The sequence below is a fragment of the Anoxybacteroides rupiense genome, from assembly GCF_014196195.1.
Classification (GTDB): Bacteria; Bacillota; Bacilli; order Bacillales; family Anoxybacillaceae; genus Anoxybacteroides; species Anoxybacteroides rupiense.
This window is the reverse complement of sequence record NZ_JACIDF010000007.1, coordinates 91,361-108,810: the sequence shown is the minus strand read 5'-3', so window position 1 is coordinate 108,810 and position 17,450 is coordinate 91,361. Positions and strand designations below refer to the sequence as shown.

The window sequence follows — 17,450 nt, the reverse complement described above, 5'->3', positions numbered from 1 at the left end:
TGTCAAGAATGGCCCGCTCTGTCTACAAGGCTTATTTTCCACACTATTCATTCCATGTACAGCTGCGGGCCTTGGTAATGTTTATACTTGTACCATAATGGCATCCCCTTGACCGCCGCCGCTACAAATAGCCGCAATTCCGATGCCGCCGCCGCGACGTTGCAATTCATGAATGAGCGTGATAATAATCCGCGCGCCGCTTGCACCAATCGGATGTCCTAGTGCGACCGCCCCGCCATTCACATTCACTTTTTCAGGGTCTAATCCAGCAATCTTGATGCTGGCTAAAGCGACTGCTGAAAACGCTTCATTAATCTCAAACAAATCGACTGCCTCCGCTTTTTTTCCTGTTTTTCTGAGCAATTCATTAATGACAAGCCCTGGTGTTTTTGGGAAGTCCTTTGCCTCAACAGCTATCGCAGCATGACCGATAATGGTCGCTAACGGCTTTCTTCCTTCTCTTAGCGCTCGTTCTTCGCTCATTAAAACAAGCGCAGCTGCTCCGTCATTGACTCCTGGAGCATTGCCGGCTGTAATCGTGCCAGACGGATCAAATACAGGAGACAGCTTTGCTAATTTATCAAGCGATGTATCTTTACGCGGTGATTCATCATGCTCCACCAACAGCGTTCCACCCTTGCGTTGCGGTATTTCAACCGGTACAATTTCTTCTGCTAACAACCCTGCCTCGATCGCCGCGATCGCGCGCTGATGGCTGCGATACGCCCACTCGTCTTGATGCTGCCGGGAAATTTCTAATTCTTTGGCCGTCTCGCCTCCATATATGCCCATATGGACACCTGTAAAGCTGCATGTGAGACCGTCATACACCATTAAATCTTTTACTGTCGAATCGCCCATGCGGAGCCCCCAGCGTGCCTTTGGTAAAACATACGGTGCATTGCTCATGGATTCCATTCCTCCGGCGACAATCACTTCGCCATCTCCAGCGCGGATGATTTGGTCAGCCAATGTTACGCTCCGCATACCAGAGGCACATACTTTATTAATCGTCTCCGTGCGCACTTCCCACGGAATTCCGGCATAGCGAGCCGCTTGGCGTGAAGGGAGCTGTCCTTGCCCTCCTTGTAGAACAGTTCCTAAAATGACCTCATCAATTTGCTCAGCGCTAAGATTAGCCCGATGAAGCGCTTCCTTAATAGCGATCCCGCCTAATTGTGAAGCCGTTAATGAGCTAAGTCCTCCGCCAAATTTTCCAAACGGCGTACGCACTCCGCTTAAAATAACCGTTTTTCCCATCTTCCTCTCCCCTTTGAACTATATTTATCCACTTAAGCCATGTTTAAGTGTCAGCAGTCTGTACGATGGACTGTTCGAATTTAGAAAGCGATTACAAAATACAGACTGAACGCTCGCTCGATACAATAGACTAGGAGAAAGGTGTACATTTCGCACACCTCCCTCTTCTATTATACTAATTATTTTTAAAAATACGAATTATTTATTCAATTTTTTTTAAGATACCATATCCTTTTGGTTTTCGTCACCAAATACCGCTTTTTCTAAAAGCTCGGCAATATCATACGTCGCCACTTTTTCCTCTACTTCCTTCGCTTTTGTTCCATCCGTCAGCATCGTTAAGCAATATGGGCAGCCGGAACTGATCACCGTTGGATTGACAGCCAATGCCTGTTCCGTACGTGCAACGTTAATACGCGTTCCTGTCGTTTCCTCCATCCACATGAGACCGCCACCGGCGCCACAGCACATTCCTTTTTCGCGGTTGCGTTCCATTTCTACAAGCTTGACGCCTGGAATCGCTCGCAAAACGCTGCGCGGCTGCTCATATACTTCGTTGTAGCGCCCAAGATAGCAAGAGTCATGGAACGTAACGGTTTCATTCACTTCATATTTCGGTACTAATCGCCCTTCCTCCACAAGCTTGGCAAGAAGTTCCGTATGATGATAAACCTCTGCTTCGAATCCAAAATCCGGATATTCATTTTTAAATGTGTTATAAGCATGTGGATCAATTGTTACAATCTTTTTGACACCTGCTTTTTCAAATTCAGCGATATTGCTATTCACTAATTCTTGGAATAAAAATTCATTTCCGAGCCGGCGTGGGGTATCACCGGAGTTTTTCTCTTTATTTCCTAAAATGGCGAACTTGACGCCTGCTTCGTTTAATAAGCGCGCAAATGCTAAAGCGATTTTTTGGCTTCGATTATCAAATGCGCCCATTGAACCAACCCACAATAAATATTCAAATTCTTCGCCGGCTTTTTGCATTTCCTTCACCGTCGGAATATGAGCATCCTCGCGCAGCTCCCGCCAATTTTCTTTCTCTTTTCGATTGAGCCCCCATGGATTTCCTTGGCGCTCAATATTGGTCATGGCACGTTGGGCATCGGGATTCATTTTTCCTTCTGTTAATACAAGATAACGGCGAAGATCGATAATTTTATCGACATGTTCATTCATGACTGGGCACTGATCTTCACAGTTACGGCATGTCGTACAGGCCCAAATTTCTTCTTCAGTAATGACATCGCCAATTAAGCTTGGCATTTCGAGCGTAGCTGCTTGCTCCTGCAAGCCTTGTGCGGCAAACGCCAGCTGATTGCCTCGCGTATTTTTAAACGCAAATGCCGGCACCCATGGAGCTTTGGAGGTCACAGCCGCTCCTGTTTCCGTTAAATGATCGCGCAGCTTTAAAATTAAGTCCATCGGCGAAAGCATTTTGCCCGTTCCTGTGGCTGGGCACATGTTCGTACATCGGCCGCATTCCACACAAGCATATAAATCGATCAGCTGCGTTTGCTTAAAGTCTTCAATTTTTCCAACGCCAAATGATTCCTGTGTCTCATCTTCAAAATTAATTTTCTCAAGCTTTGGTCGGGATAAACGACTAAAGAAGACATTCACTGGACCTGCAATTAAGTGTGCATGCTTCGACTGAGGGACATATACTAAGAAGGTAAGCAGGATCAGCAAGTGAATCCACCATGCGACATAGAAAAGTACAGTCGCTCCTGTTTTTCCTACCCAGAAAAACGCACCAGCGACAAGAGAGGCGATCGGTTCGCTCCATGTTGCTTCCTCGGCGTGCCAAATCATGGACATGCCATTTCCAAACAACACAGAAAGCATAAGCCCCCCGATAAAAATTAACACTAATCCAGCCTTGAAATCGCGTTTTAAGCGCACAAGCTTTTCAATATATCGGCGATAAAACGCCCAAAATACGGCAATTAAAATGAGGAGAGTCACGATTTCTTGGAAAAACGTAAATCCTGGATAAAGCGGCCCTAATGGAAGATGGGCTCCTGGTACAATTCCTTTCATAATAAAATCAATAGCCCCAAATTGAACAAGAATAAATCCATAGAAAAAAACGACATGGATTAAACCGCTTTTTTTATCCTTCAAAAGCTTTTTCTGCCCGAATACATTCACCCAAATTTTATCTAGCCTTTCTTTTACCTTTTGGTCAAATTCCACTTTCTTTCCTAGCTTAATGTAAGCAATGCGCGTTTTTACAAGATACGCAAATAAATACACAGCGTAAGCGGTTACAAGCAAAAACGCAAGGAAGTTAATCACTAATAACGCATTCATATTTCTAATGCTCCTTTCCCCCTTGTTTTTCCATTAATAATAAAAATAATATTAATAACAAAAGAAATTTTCAGAATTATACCCCTTGGCTTTATTTTAATAATGAATGAGCATTCAGTCAACAACGTTTTGCTGGGGCAGGTGCTAATTTTTTTCATTTAGGGAACATTAATAACGATCGATGCAGACAGGAGGAACGTACAATGATGATTTTGTGGGTCATTGTCATTTTCGTTGTACTGATTATAATAGATGTACAAATAGGGCGCAGACGGACAAGCGGAAATGCCAAAAAAGAATACCCGATGCGCCAAGGCAACATAGAGCTGTTTACCAATGGAAAACATTTATTCTTCGATTATTTCCAAACAATCGAACAAGCAAAAAATCATATTCATATTTTGTTTTATATTGTCAAAACGGACGACATTAGTCAATATTTTTTTTCTCTTTTACAGCAAAAGGCAAGAGAAGGAGTGGAAGTCCGTTTGCTTGTAGACTGGATCGGCAGCTTTGGACTTCCTAAATCAATTATTCGTTCTCTACGAAAAAGTGGTGTCCAGTTTGTCTATAGCCGAAAACCTACATTCCCTTATTTCTTTTACAAGCTAAATCGCAGAAATCATCGAAAAATAACCGTAATTGACGGAATGATTGGCTATGTTGGCGGTTTCAACATTGGCAAAGAGTACATTGGCCAGGATACGGATTTTGGAGATTGGCGTGATTATCATTTAAAAATAACCGGAGAAGGGGTAGCGGATTTGCAAACACAGTTTTTTGATGATTGGGAAGCCGCGACAAAAGAAAAGCTCACGACACGCCAGCTGTACTTTCCACGAGCAGATAAAGGCCCCATTACCCATCAGTTCATTGCGACAAATGGGCAAGGACTTGAAAATGAATTCATTGCGCTGATCCGCCAAGCACAGCAGCAAATCATCATCGGTTCCCCTTATTTTATTCCTAGTGCTAAAGTAATGAACGCGTTGCTTGACGCATTAGAACGCCAAGTCGCGGTGACCATTCTCGTTCCGCTCAAAGCGGATCATCTATTTGTCAAGGAAGCCGCCTTTCCCTATTTCTACCGCTTATTAAATGCGGGAGCGGAAATTTATCGTTTTTATCAAGGATTTTACCATGCGAAAACGATCATGATCGATGATCGCGTATGCGATATTGGCACCGCTAATTTCGATAAGCGCAGCTTGTTTTTAAATGGCGAAATGAATTGCTTGATTTATGACCGTTCCTTTATGCAGCACATGCATCAGGTGATTAAACGCGACCTTTCCCGCTCTGAACGATTGACGATCGATTTTTGGAAAAAACGAACCATATGGGACCGCGGCAAAGAATCGCTATCTCTCCTTCTTTCTGAATGGCTATAAAAAATGTTGGGGCTTTTTCCCCAACATTTTTATTTCCAAAATACACTCAGCCACTGAAATACTTTCATGCCAAGATAAACGCCAATAATTCCTGAAATTCCCGCCAGCGCCGGCGGAGCTGGAATCGGCAGACGAAATAGGGTAAATAAAAAACCGACGACCATGCCGGTCAGTAATGATATAATTACTTCTTTCATGACATTCTCCTCCGTTCATGTCCGCTGTCCATTTTTCGACATATATCTACTTTTATCGACAGCCCTTACACATCTTAACATACTCTCTGCAAAATGAGGAGTCAAAAAAAATGGATATATTTGTGTTGCCTTCAATACAAATATATCCATTTCCTGTTTCACTTAATATGATATTCAAAAAATAAAATAGGCGATTACATTTTTTCTGGCGCCGACACGCCAATTAAAGCTAAAGCGTTTTGCAGCGTGATTTGTACAGCTTTAACAAGAGCTAAGCGCGCTTGGCTTTTTTCCTTATTTTCCGGATCAATTACTTTTTCCGCATTGTAAAAGCTGTGCAAAGCAGAAGCCAGATCAAAAACATAGTTGGTAATTCGATGCGGCGTGCGCTTCAAAGCCGCTTCAGAAACAGCAGACGGAAACTCGCCAAGCTTTTTCAAGAGTTCGATTTCTTTTTCAGATTGAATATACTCGAGCTTCTGTGTCCCTTCATATGTCAAATTCTGCTCGGCTCCTTGACGAAGAATGCTGCAGACACGCGCATGAGCATATTGTGCATAATATACCGGGTTTTCATTCGATTGCGAAACCGCTAAGTCCATATCAAAATCTAAATGGGTATCGCTTGAACGCATCGCAAAGAAATAACGAGTCGCATCCAAGCCAACTTCTTCCATTAAATCGCGCATCGTCACCGCCTTGCCAGTACGCTTGCTCATTTTTACTTTCTCGCCATTTTGATATAAGCTTACTAGCTGAATAATTTCGACTTCCAATACCGCCGGATCATAGCCGAGCGCTTCAATGGCCGCTTTCATGCGCGGAATATAGCCATGATGATCGGCTCCCCAAATGTTAATCAGCTTCGTAAAACCGCGTTGCAGTTTATCCTGATGATAGGCGATATCTGGAAGCAAATACGTATAAGAACCATCTTGTTTGATGAGCACACGATCTTTATCATCGCCGAAGGCTGTCGAACGGAACCATGTAGCGCCATCCTGCTCATAAATATGCCCTTTCTCTCGCAACGCTTGCAGCGCTTTTTCGATTTTACCGTTGTGATATAACGATGTTTCCGAATACCATACATCAAAGTGGACGCGGAAATCCTCCAAATCTTTTTTTATTTTATTCATTTCGTAGTTTAGGCCGTATTCGCGAAACAGCTTTAAACGTTCCTCTTCGTCCAAAGCTACAAGCTTGTCTCCATGCTCTTTAGCCAGCTGTTTTCCTAGCTCAACGATATCTTCGCCATAGTAGCCGTCCTCCGGCATGTCTTTATCAAGGCCAAGCGCTTGGAAATAACGAGCTTCCACCGACTTCGCCAAATTGAAAATTTGATTGCCTGCATCATTAATATAGTATTCGCGTGTCACTTCAAATCCCGCTTTTTCTAAAACATTGCACAAGGAATCACCAACAGCGGCTCCACGCGCGTGTCCTAAATGCAAGCTCCCAGTCGGATTGGCTGATACAAACTCGACCTGCACGCGCTGTCCTTGTCCGACATTCGTTTGCCCGTAGGATGCGCCTGCTTCAATAATGAGCGGAATTAAGTTGGTTAAATAGCTATTATCCATGTAGAAGTTGATGAACCCAGGACCGGCAATTTCAATTTTTTCAATCGATGCCTTCGTTTTGTCAAAATGGCGGACCAGTTCTTCTGCAATCATACGCGGTGCTTTTTTAGCCACTCTGGCAAGCTGCATCGCCATGTTGGTCGAGTAATCGCCGTGAGCCTTTTCTCTTGGCACCTCTAAAATAATATTGGGCACTTCCTGTTCTGTCGCAAGGCCCGCTTTGATTACCGCTTGCTTGATTTCTTTCTTTAACTGCTCCTTCACCTGTTCCACAATATTCATCATAATTCCTCCCTAAATGTGATCGTTACGGCGTGGCGACCCACTCGCTCATGCTGCATTTCTAATGTATAAGATAGAAATAGCTTCCCTTTTTTCGTTTTTTCTTCATACCAATATTCGATATGATCCGTTTTCGTTTTCATGGTCCATACTCCAAACGGCGTTCGGTAGTTTCCTGATGTTTCTTGCTTTTTTCGAAACACATGGCGCATTTGAACCGCTCCAGAACGAATCACGACGACCTCATCTTTCGTTATTTTTACAACGGTTTTCACGTTGCCGATGTCTTGGCTTTCTTCAAATGTTAAATACGAAGCATTTTCTTTTATGTAATATAGACCATGCGCTTCCAATACAATTGTCTCTTTTCGGCTTCCGTCCCGAATATCCGTTACATGCTTCAGACGGATCGGTGTTCCGTTGGCCTTTTCCATCGTTGGACACACCCTTATAAACATGTTATAACTTTAATAAGTATAAGAAATGGTGTGATGATATTCAAGAGTGCGAAGACAAGAAAACAAAGCGGCTCGCTTGAAACCGGATGCTTTCAAGCCTCCAAGGCCACTTCAAGCAAAATTTTATCAAAAATGGACCAGTTGAACTGTCCACTATTGATATATTCTAATGGACGCAGGCGTGAGTATGAAGTAAAACCCCGTCTTTTGACAAAGACGGGGTTTGTTTATTTTCGTTTTTGCACCCATCCGAGAATCATTTCGCGGATTAGTTTGCTTGCTGTGTTAGCTGTTTGTTCAGAATGATCATAAACCGGTGCTACTTCCACTAAATCAGCACCGACTACATGCACATCTGACCGTGCGATTTCGTGAATGGCAGCCAGCAGCTCTTTTGACGTGATGCCTCCGCAATCTACGGTGCCTGTTCCTGGTGCGTGCGCTGGATCTAGCACATCAATATCAATCGTCACATATACAGGACGTCCCGCAAGCGTCGGAAGCACTTGCTTAAGCGGCTCTAACACCTCGAATTTAGCAATATACATGCCGTTTTCTTTCGCCCATTGAAATTCCTCTTTCATCCCTGAGCGAATACCGAACGAGTATACATTTTGCGGTCCAATGAGCTCAGCAATTTTACGGATTGGCGTTGAATGAGAAAGCGGTTCGCCTTCATACTGCTCGCGCAGGTCTGTATGGGCATCCATATGAATAATTGCCAAATCAGGATATTTTTTATATACAGCTTTCATCACCGGCCAAGAAACTAAATGTTCACCGCCCATGCCAAGCGGGAATTTATCGGCTGCCAAAATGCGGTCTACAAACTCTTCAATCATATCCAGGCTCCGTTGGGCATTGCCGAACGGAAGCGGAATGTCCCCAGCATCGAAAAATTTGACCTCTTCCAGCTCACGATCTAGGTATGGGCTGTATTCTTCAAGCCCGATTGATACCTCGCGAATGCGCGCCGGGCCAAAACGGGAGCCGGGACGGTAACTGACCGTCCAATCCATCGGCATGCCATAAATCACGGCTTCACTTTCTTCAAAGTTCGGATGGCTTTTAATAAAGACATTGCCAGAATACGCTTCATCGAATCGCATAAGCACCTCTCCTTTACTTCGTTAAATCCGCCACAAATTTTGGCAACACGAAGCATGCTTTATGAAGCTCTTTCGTGTAATATTTCGTTTCGATTTCATGGAAACGTTCATCACTTACTGCAAGCGGATCATATTTTTTCGAACCTAGTGTGAATGTCCACATGCCGCTAGGGTACGTAGGAATATTGGCAATGTAGAGGCGCGTAATCGGAAAAATTTCGCGTACATCGCGTTGAACATTGCGAATTAAATCTGCTTTAAACCAAGGGTTGTCTGTTTGCGCTACAAAAATGCCATCTTCCTTTAACGCTTTCGCAATGCCTGCATAAAAGCCTTTTGTAAATAAATTGACTGCAGGACCAACCGGTTCTGTTGAGTCTACCATAATGACATCGTATTCGTTTTCACTTTGCGCAATATGCATAAACCCATCGTCTACCTTCACTTCGACGCGCGAATCCTCTAATTTCCCAGCGATTTCAGGAAGATATTGCTTCGAATACTCAATGACTTTGCCATCGATTTCAACAAGTGTTGCCTTTTTGACACTTGGATGCTTAAGAACTTCGCGAATGACTCCACCATCGCCGCCGCCAACCACAAGCACATTCTCCGGATTTGGATGTGTGAACAGAGGAACGTGTGCGACCATTTCATGGTACACAAACTCATCCTTTTGCGTCGTCATGACCATTCCATCAAGAATCAGCATGTTTCCAAACTCTTCTGTTTCCACCATATCAAGCTTTTGGAATTGCGTTTGTTCTGTATGTAAAGTGCGTTTAATTTTCGCAGTAATTCCAAAATTTTCTGTCTGTTTTTCCGTAAACCATAGTTCCATACTGAACACCCTTTCTTGATTAGCATTCATATACAATGATTATTTCCTCACACAAAAAAACCAAACATGAAAAAGTATAGAGCAATCTAGCAAAATTTCAAGTGAAAATTGCTAGAAAAATGTTTAAAATGGGAAAAATTTTTTCATACTAATATCAATAACATCGATGAGGTGATGAACATTGGAAATCATCCCAAGCAGCCGGTTCCGCGGAACAGTCAAATACATTCGTGCATTTATATTTATAACCCTTATCCTAGCAATCTTATTCACCCTCTGCCTAGCAGGGGTCATTGCGCTGGCGAAAATTGAAGGAGCGCCTCCCTTGGCTGTACCGCAAACGACGATTTTTTATGCTGATGACGGCACAAAAATCGGGGAAAGCGATAACGGACAAACGCGTTACTGGGTGAACCTGCGCGATATCTCTCCGTCTGTTATTCAAGCCACCGTCGCCGTGGAGGATCGAAGTTTTTTTGAGCATCACGGCTTTGATACCAAGCGGATCGCCGCTGCCGTCATTGCTGATATAAAAGCCATGAGTAAAGTGCAAGGAGCCAGCACGATCACACAGCAATATGCCCGGAACTTATTTTTAACCTTAGATAAAACATGGACGAGAAAATTGCAAGAGGCATTATATACCATTCGCTTAGAAGTAAACTATAGTAAACAGGAAATTTTAGAAGGATATTTAAATACAATCTATTACGGACACGGCGTTTATGGAATTGAAGCGGCCGCTAATTATTATTTTGGAAAATCAGCTAAACAACTCACACTAAGCGAGGCCAGCATGTTAGCCGGCATTCCGAAAGGCCCCTCCTACTACTCGCCGTTCAATAACGAGCAACGAGCCAAGTCGAGACAGAAAATTGTGCTGCAATCCATGGTTGAAAGCGGATATATTACGAAAAAAGAGGCGGCAGCAGCATATAAAGCGCCGCTTGTCTATTCGCGAAATCACGAAGTCACAAAAAAGCAAATCGCTCCTTATTTTCAAGATGTAGTAAAGGATGTATTGCGTAACAAATTAGGAATTGATGAACAAACCATTGAAATGGGTGGTTTGCGCGTCTATACTTCTTTAGATCCGAAGATGCAGACCATTGCTGAACAGCAAATTCGCGACACGATCGATCCAGCATCAGCGATTCAAGTGGCATTTGTAGCGATGGATCCTCATACTGGCGAGGTCAAAGCACTTGTCGGCGGAAGAGATTACAATAAAAGTCCTTATAACCGAGCGGTTCAAGCCGAACGGCAGCCAGGTTCAACATTTAAGCCGTTCCTTTATTATGCAGCGATCCGCCAAGGCTTTACGCCATCAACAGAAATGCGCAGCGAATTAACCACCTTTACATTTGACGATGGCAAGGCCACTTATACGCCGCATAATTATAATAATTATTACGCTAATGATACCATCACACTAGCGCAAGCCATCGCTCTTTCTGATAATGTCTTTGCCGTAAAAACCCATCTATTTATTGGCGAAGACAAGCTTGTGCAAACCGCCAAAAAGCTGGGTATTACCAGTTCATTAAAGCAAGTGCCGTCACTGGCGCTGGGAACATCGCCAGTAAGAGTGATTGAAATGGTCAATGCCTACAGTATATTAGATAATAATGGAAAGAAGGTCGAGCCTGTATTTATAACGAAAGTTGTCAACCATAAAGGAGAAACGATCTACGAATACAACGCAGAATCAAAGCAAATTCTTAAACGCGATGCGGCTTATGTAACGACTCAGCTGATGACAGGCATGTTCGATCCAAAGCTTAACGATTACACGACCGTCACTGGGCAAGCCGTTCTTCATGATATTACTCGTCCATACGCAGGAAAATCCGGAACAACCGAAACGGACAGCTGGATGATCGGCTATGCGCCGCAGCTGGTAGCTGGTGTATGGACAGGATACGATCGCGGAGAAAAAATTACGAAGCTGGCAGAAAAACAATACGCTAAAAAGATTTGGGTCAAATTTATGGAAAACAGCTTAAAAAATGAACCGGTTCAATCATTTAAACCAACAAAAGGAGTCGTCGGAGTATATATCAATCCCGATAACGGAAAATTAGCCACAAAAGCATGCCCTATAAAACGGCTCACGTATTATGTGGCTGGAACAGAACCGACTGAATATTGCACGGAACACCTTGATAAGAAAAAGAAAAAGGCACCTCATCATAAAGAAGAAAATGAACCGAACTGGTTTGATAAGCTATTCAAATGGTTTTAAGCAAAAAGAAAACCCTCAAGCGACATTTGCTTGAGGGTTTTCCTGTCCTAGTTTTATTGTGTTATGCATGTAGATTTAGTTTACTCTTTTTCCAAAAAAAGCTCAAGTACTCGCCTACATACGTTCACAAAAAAGCCATATATATGGATAAATATTACTTAAATTCCAATCCATTCTTCAATTCATCGCTAGAGCGATCCCACATCCCGCGATCATGCTGCTTTAAAAAGTCAGCCAGCACTCGCTTCGATCGTTCGTCCATATGGTCGATAAGAATGAGCCGCTTCAGCGATTTATCAAGCTTATTGACATGATCCGGAAGCACCTTGTATCCGCGACGCGCTTGGCGATCCACTGTCATTTCACACGCAGTGACCCCTGCATAATAAGGCCCCTCGGCTGCTCGATCAATCGTCACCCACACAAGCCAATAAGGTTTTCCATTCGGTACTTCATCGCGGTTAGGCGTAAATTTAATTCCTTTTTCCACTACGCTTCGAGCATGCATCGCCCCAATATCAACAAACGCTTCGCCAGCTTCCACATCGATAATGACAGGCGATACGTTGTCCAAGCTTAGCGCTCCTGCTCCAAATCCGCCATGCCCAGCTGTCGGATCACTTTTAATAATATTAAAACCGATGTTTTTCTTTTTTTGCTCCATGTAAACACCCCTTTAAAAAATAATGGATGAAAACCATGATTGCATCTGCTGCAACACAAAAGGAACCGCTATATTAAAAATCGGATGGATCGTATATCGATCAAGCGGCGTCAACACGAGGATCAGAAAGATAAGCGCGCCGTAGTTTTCCCATTGCGTCATTTTCGCCCGCACATGGCGAGGCGCAAGATCCTCAATAATCCGGTATCCATCCAATGGAGGAAACGGCAACAAATTAAACACGAATAACAACGCATTTAAACTGATGAAGATTCGGAAAAATAAATCGAATCCCGCGGCAAACCAGTCAGGAATCATCGTCATGACTCCAAAGCGAATCATGCTGTACCAAACAAGAAATCCTATTGCCGTCAGCAATAAGTTGCTGATCGGTCCCGCAATGGAGACAAGGATGCCGGCTAAACGCGGATTTTTAAAATGATGCCGATTAACAGGCACAGGGCGCGCCCAACCGAAACCGGCAAGAAAAATAAGTAGCGTCCCCAGCAAATCTAAATGAGCTAACGGCGACAGCGTCATCCTTCCTTGATTTTTTGCCGTCGGGTCGCCAAATTTATAGGCGACATAAGCATGGGCAAATTCATGAACTGAAAAAGCAATGGCCAGCGCCATCAGCACATAAGGGATTTCACCGAGCGAGTATGGCAAAATGTCCACGTTGACTTTTCTCCTTTTTTCTATAATATTTACTAAAATTAAGTATACATGATTCCTCACAAAAAGTGCACATGCACTCCCTAGCTGATGCTATAATAAAAGTGATTTTCTTAAAAAGGAGGCGGGCAATCATGCCTTATGTAACGGTAAAAATGCTTGAAGGCCGCACCGAAGCACAGAAAAAAGCGCTTGTCGAAAAGGTGACAGAAGCGGTCGCCGAAACGACAGGAGCGCCAAAAGAAAAAATCGTCGTGTTTATTGAAGAAATGTCAAAAAACCATTACGCTATCGGCGGCAAGCGTCTTAGCGACGAATAAACGTACATAGCGATTGGAGGAGGCCCTATGACCGGCTTCCTTATTTTTTTATTGCACATCCCATAAAAAACGAATAATATAATATATGTTTGATAAAACGTTCGTATTTTTGGAGGTGCCTATGTTTAAGCTATCGGAATATCGCACAAATATAAAAACAGAAATCATCGCTGGGCTCACGACATTTTTAACGATGGTCTATATCGTTGTTGTCAATCCGGTCATTTTATCAGATGCCGGCGTACCATTTCAACAAGTATTTATGGCAACGATCATTGCCACTGTGGTCGGAACGCTATGGATGTCGCTTTTCGCTAATTATCCTATCGCGATCGCGCCAGGCATGGGCCTGAACGCCTATTTTACATATTCCGTTGTCGGATCGCATGGAAACATCTCCTACGAAGTCGCGTTTTCCTCTGTCTTTGTAGCAGGAATCTTGTTTGTTATCTTATCGCTAACGCCGTTACGCCACAAGCTCATTGAAGCGATTCCTGAAAGCTTAAAGCATGGCATTACGGCTGGAATCGGCCTATTTATTGCTTTTATTGGCTTGCGCTTAACAGGAATCATTAAGGCGCACCCACAAAATTTAGTGGCGCTGGGTGATTTACACGCCCCTTCTGCTTGGCTGACGCTTATTGGTTTAGCTGTTACCCTTATTTTAATGTCGCTTCGCGTCAACGGGGCGCTTTTCATTGGCATGATCATCACGGGTGCTGTCGCTTATTTTACGGGACAGCTCAAATTTGATCAGGGGATTGCTGCGATGCCTTCGCTTCCTAAAGGACTCATCATCGCCAACCCTTTCACTGCCATTGGCGATGTTGTGCAATATGGTTTATATGCGGTTGTTTTTTCCTTTTTGCTTGTGACGATTTTTGATACAACTGGCACAATGATCGGCGTAGCGCAGCAAGCTGGTTTAATGAAAGGAAAAACCATGCCGCGCGCTCGTCAAGCCCTGTTGGCTGATTCTGTCGCGACAACTGTCGGCGCCATCTTTGGTACCAGCCCAACATCCGCTTATATTGAATCATCTGCCGGAGTAGCAGCAGGCGGACGCACGGGATTGACAGCTTTGACGGTTGCCATTTTATTTGTCCTATCCGCCTTTTTTGCCCCCCTAGTCAGCGCTGTCTCTGGAATTTCAGCCATTACGGCTCCTTCCCTTATTATCGTGGGCAGTTTAATGATGGGAAGCATTGCTCGCATTCAGTGGGATGAATTAGATGAGGCGTTCCCGGCGTTTCTCATTATCCTGAGTATGCCGCTCACATCGAGTATTGCCACAGGGATCGCGCTAGGCTTTATCTCGTATCCGCTGCTAAAGGTAACACGCGGGAAGTGGCGGGAGGTCCATCCGCTCGTTTATATTTTCGCCGTGCTGTTTTTCTACCAGCTCGCATTTTTGCCCCATTAAAAAGAAGCCCCTCAGCTCAGAGGGCTTCTCAAACCATTAACAAACGCTTTTATCCTGCGTCACGGACCCCGGTCGTCCGCTCATGACCATCTCTTGTTCCATTCGCGTCCTCACTCGGCTGCGTTCCTTGTCTGCCAAGCGTTTTCAAGCCAATCTGATGTAAAAAGGTGTAGGCAAAGTCCATGTTGACTTTGTCCACCATCTGTAAACCCTCAAACAGGAGCTTCTGTTTTATGACGCAATTGCTCAATATATCGATAAGCCTGCTCAATCTCTTCTTCTGTATAACGCTGCTTGCTCTTTACCAAAAACACTTTTTCTTTTACTGCATCCTTGCTGAAATTGTCAAAATAAAGGATGGTAGACACAAGCTCAAGAAATCGTGAATTTTGTTCATTCATATCTTGGAGGCATTCTGTTAAATGCGGCATATGAATATCATAATGCTTTAAAAAATCCGCTCCCGCTTCCGTCAGCGTATAGCGATATTGGAAATAGCCTCCTTTTTTCTCTTTTACTTCGTTTAAAAAACCGAGATTGCAAAGTTCTTCAATGCGCCATGTCAATTCCTCTGAATATGGCCCATAAAAATGAAAGTCAAACTTCTCATAAAAAGGGAAATTTAATTTCTTGGCAATATAAATCATCTTTTGGAGCTTTTTTCGCCCTACAATTTCCCCAGCCGCCGCAAATGCCTTTACAATCTTTGCGTGTTCTGTTAACACCCCTTGTCATCTCCTAACCCTCAAGTATTTCAAGAATCTTTTTCTTTGTCGTACGTTTTGTCGAAAAATCCTGCAGAAAATCGTCCGGAAAATACAATTTATGATCGGTTCTGCGCTTGCCAGAAATCGCATCCACAAGCACCGATTCCCTTGACAGCTCACGAAATTCCCCGTTTGGCATTAACAAATAGATTGGCAACCGTTCCCCTTCTTCCCCGGGACGGTAAAAGTCGTATGGAAGATCAGACGAGGAATCAACCACCAAATAATAGTCTGGATCAATCCCCGCCTTTTTAAATAAAGCGGTCAGCTCCATCAGCTTCTTCATTTGCTCATTGGTCGGACTAAATTCCACATATTTAAATAAACGGCGATGAACAAAGCGGCGGCATAAATCCCGCAAAATCTCATCTTTCTCATCCTGCCATTGTTGAAAGTAGTACAGAATCACCGCTTCATCCAGTTTAAGGTAATCATGCAGCATCACCTGCCCCGTAAAAAGAGAATAGAAGTGATGCGGATGCGTTCGGAACATATAGCCCTCTTCATGCAAAGTTTTCGCCCGATGCAAAATTTTCGTCAGTATCACTTCAGCACTGCGTGTTACGGGATGAAAATAGACCTGCCAATACATTTGATAGCGGCTCATAATGTAGTCTTCAACTGCATGCATGCCGCTTCGCTTAATGACGACCTGATCTTCACGCGGGCGCATGACGCGCAAAATGCGTTCCATATCGAAGTTTCCATAGCTGACGCCTGTATAATAGGCATCGCGAAGCAAATAGTCCATGCGATCAGCGTCAATTTGGCTCGAAATTAAGCTGACGACAAGCTTATTTTGATACGTTTTGGCAATGACCTCTGCCACTTTCTGTGGAAAGTCATCCCCCATTCTTTTTAAAACCGCATGAACTTCCGTGTCTCCTAAAATAATCGCCTGTGTGAAATCTTCGTGATCGAGGTGGAATACTTTTTCAAATGAGTGTGAAAACGGACCGTGACCTAAATCATGCAATAACGCCGCACATAAACAAAGCAGCCGTTCACTATGATCCCAATGCTCCCTGCCGACAAACACATCATCAATAATGCGGCGGATAATTTCATAGACGCCAAGCGAGTGGTTAAAACGGCTGTGCTCCGCACCATGAAACGTTAAGTAAGTGGTGCCTAGCTGCTTAATGCGGCGCAATCGTTGAAATTCTTTTGTTCCTATTAAATCCCATATAATCTTATCGCGAACATGTATGTAACGATGAACAGGGTCTTTGAAGACTTTCTCTTCACTTAATTGACCGCCGGGATATGACATATAATCCCCTCTTCCATTCATAGCATGAATCTATTATAAGGTGTTTTCTCATGCAAAAAAATACTTGATTTTTTATGATTAATATTTCCTAAAAATAGAAACAAAAAATCACCTTTCATAAAAATGAAGGCGATTTTTTAAGCTTTTTTGAGCTTTTGCATAATTTTTTCGATTAATTCATCTTCATTTGCGGCAGAGATCGGACGATTATTGACAAAAGCGAACGATTTTTTGCGGCCAGGCCCACAATACGACTGGCAGCCGATTTGAATCGTTGCATTTGGATCCAATTTTTTCAGCCGAGGCAGCAACGTTTTTAAATTAGTGGCTTGACAATCATCGCACACCCGAAACTCGTTGGCCATTTTGAACGTCATCCTTTCCAACGTTTTTGCGCTAACGAGTATTCTACCTCTTCTTCGTCCACAATGCAAGCTATATAACTGTAAATTGATTTTCCAATCAACTCCATCGACCAAAAATGAACAACAACAATCCTGTTGTTCAGCTATTTCCACCGGCGATATCGACTTGGCTCGAAAAACCGCCATAAAAGAGTAACCAGCTTTCCTCCAAAAAAATAGAATGCTGCTTTTGAATCGGTGATATGTCCTACCTTCCTTATCACCTCTATCTATAA

At 43.5% G+C, this 17,450-nt stretch carries 17 protein-coding genes; 4 read left to right on the top strand and 13 right to left on the bottom strand.

Going from position 1 to position 17,450, the window contains the following annotated elements; translation table 11 throughout:
* Window positions 1–81: 81 nt before the first annotated feature.
* Window positions 82–1,260 (bottom strand): acetyl-CoA C-acetyltransferase, encoded by a 1,179-nt coding sequence (locus GGQ95_RS12605; RefSeq protein ID WP_183186892.1) that lies wholly within the window; start codon window positions 1,258–1,260, stop codon window positions 82–84.
* Between the two features lie 216 nt (window positions 1,261–1,476).
* Window positions 1,477–3,582: a heterodisulfide reductase-related iron-sulfur binding cluster gene (locus GGQ95_RS12600; protein ID WP_066150671.1), complete on the bottom strand. Its 2,106-nt coding sequence runs from the start codon at window positions 3,580–3,582 to the stop codon at window positions 1,477–1,479.
* A 203-nt stretch (window positions 3,583–3,785) separates the two neighbouring features.
* Here GGQ95_RS12600 and cls point away from each other — a divergent pair, with 203 nt between their 5' ends.
* Window positions 3,786–4,973, top strand: coding sequence for a cardiolipin synthase (gene cls, locus GGQ95_RS12595; RefSeq protein WP_066150674.1), 1,188 nt, complete (start codon window positions 3,786–3,788; stop codon window positions 4,971–4,973).
* 29 nt (window positions 4,974–5,002) lie between these two features.
* On the opposite strand, the gene GGQ95_RS12590 is transcribed toward cls, so the two are convergent.
* The 5 genes from GGQ95_RS12590 to speE all read right to left on the bottom strand — a co-directional run bounded on the left by GGQ95_RS12590 (window position 5,003) and on the right by speE (window position 9,443).
* Window positions 5,003–5,170 (bottom strand): XapX domain-containing protein, encoded by a 168-nt coding sequence (locus GGQ95_RS12590; RefSeq protein WP_066150676.1) that lies wholly within the window; start codon window positions 5,168–5,170, stop codon window positions 5,003–5,005.
* 194 nt (window positions 5,171–5,364) lie between these two features.
* Window positions 5,365–7,035 carry an arginine--tRNA ligase gene (gene argS, locus GGQ95_RS12585; RefSeq protein WP_183186891.1) on the bottom strand — a complete coding sequence of 557 codons (1,671 nt, stop codon included), beginning with the start codon at window positions 7,033–7,035 and terminating at the stop codon, window positions 5,365–5,367.
* Entirely contained in the window at window positions 7,035–7,469 is a 435-nt protein-coding gene (locus tag GGQ95_RS12580; protein ID WP_066150680.1) for a YwiB family protein, read from the bottom strand. The genes argS and GGQ95_RS12580 overlap by 1 nt, the downstream gene beginning before the upstream one ends.
* 251 nt (window positions 7,470–7,720) lie before the next feature.
* Window positions 7,721–8,602 carry an agmatinase gene (gene speB / locus GGQ95_RS12575; RefSeq protein WP_044741510.1) on the bottom strand — a complete coding sequence of 294 codons (882 nt, stop codon included), beginning with the start codon at window positions 8,600–8,602 and terminating at the stop codon, window positions 7,721–7,723.
* A 13-nt stretch (window positions 8,603–8,615) separates the two neighbouring features.
* Window positions 8,616–9,443 carry a polyamine aminopropyltransferase gene (gene speE, locus GGQ95_RS12570; RefSeq protein ID WP_044741509.1) on the bottom strand — a complete coding sequence of 276 codons (828 nt, stop codon included), beginning with the start codon at window positions 9,441–9,443 and terminating at the stop codon, window positions 8,616–8,618.
* Window positions 9,444–9,624: 181 nt separating this feature from the next.
* On the opposite strand from speE, the gene GGQ95_RS12565 reads away from it, so the two are divergent.
* Entirely contained in the window at window positions 9,625–11,688 is a 2,064-nt protein-coding gene (locus tag GGQ95_RS12565; protein ID WP_183186890.1) for a transglycosylase domain-containing protein, read from the top strand.
* Between the two features lie 154 nt (window positions 11,689–11,842).
* Here GGQ95_RS12565 and GGQ95_RS12560 read toward each other — a convergent pair whose 3' ends face one another.
* Entirely contained in the window at window positions 11,843–12,352 is a 510-nt protein-coding gene (locus GGQ95_RS12560; RefSeq protein ID WP_044741507.1) for a YwhD family protein, read from the bottom strand.
* A gap of 12 nt (window positions 12,353–12,364) precedes the next feature.
* The gene (locus tag GGQ95_RS12555; protein WP_183186924.1) at window positions 12,365–12,985 is read right to left on the bottom strand and encodes a site-2 protease family protein; all 621 of its coding nucleotides are present in this window, start codon (window positions 12,983–12,985) and stop codon (window positions 12,365–12,367) included.
* Window positions 12,986–13,101: 116 nt separating this feature from the next.
* Between GGQ95_RS12555 and thmT the strand changes: the two genes are divergently transcribed.
* On the top strand, window positions 13,102–13,347 hold the full coding sequence (gene thmT, locus GGQ95_RS12550) for a 2-hydroxymuconate tautomerase (RefSeq protein WP_080862194.1): 246 nt from the start codon (window positions 13,102–13,104) through the stop codon (window positions 13,345–13,347).
* A 121-nt stretch (window positions 13,348–13,468) separates the two neighbouring features.
* A complete protein-coding gene (locus GGQ95_RS12545; protein WP_080862193.1) occupies window positions 13,469–14,770 on the top strand; it encodes an NCS2 family permease in 1,302 nt (433 codons plus the stop codon).
* 49 nt (window positions 14,771–14,819) lie between these two features.
* On the opposite strand, the gene GGQ95_RS12540 is transcribed toward GGQ95_RS12545, so the two are convergent.
* From GGQ95_RS12540 to GGQ95_RS12525, 4 genes are all read right to left on the bottom strand, one after another.
* Entirely contained in the window at window positions 14,820–14,972 is a 153-nt protein-coding gene (locus GGQ95_RS12540; protein ID WP_156450557.1) for a hypothetical protein, read from the bottom strand.
* A 10-nt stretch (window positions 14,973–14,982) separates the two neighbouring features.
* Window positions 14,983–15,495, bottom strand: a complete 513-nt coding sequence (locus GGQ95_RS12535) for a YwgA family protein (RefSeq protein WP_044741503.1) — start codon at window positions 15,493–15,495, stop codon at window positions 14,983–14,985.
* A 13-nt stretch (window positions 15,496–15,508) separates the two neighbouring features.
* A complete protein-coding gene (locus GGQ95_RS12530) occupies window positions 15,509–16,810 on the bottom strand; it encodes an HD domain-containing protein (RefSeq protein WP_066150687.1) in 1,302 nt (433 codons plus the stop codon).
* A gap of 137 nt (window positions 16,811–16,947) precedes the next feature.
* Complete coding sequence (locus GGQ95_RS12525) at window positions 16,948–17,175, bottom strand: YuzB family protein (RefSeq protein ID WP_044741501.1); 228 nt, start codon at window positions 17,173–17,175, stop codon at window positions 16,948–16,950.
* Window positions 17,176–17,450: the final 275 nt, after the last annotated feature.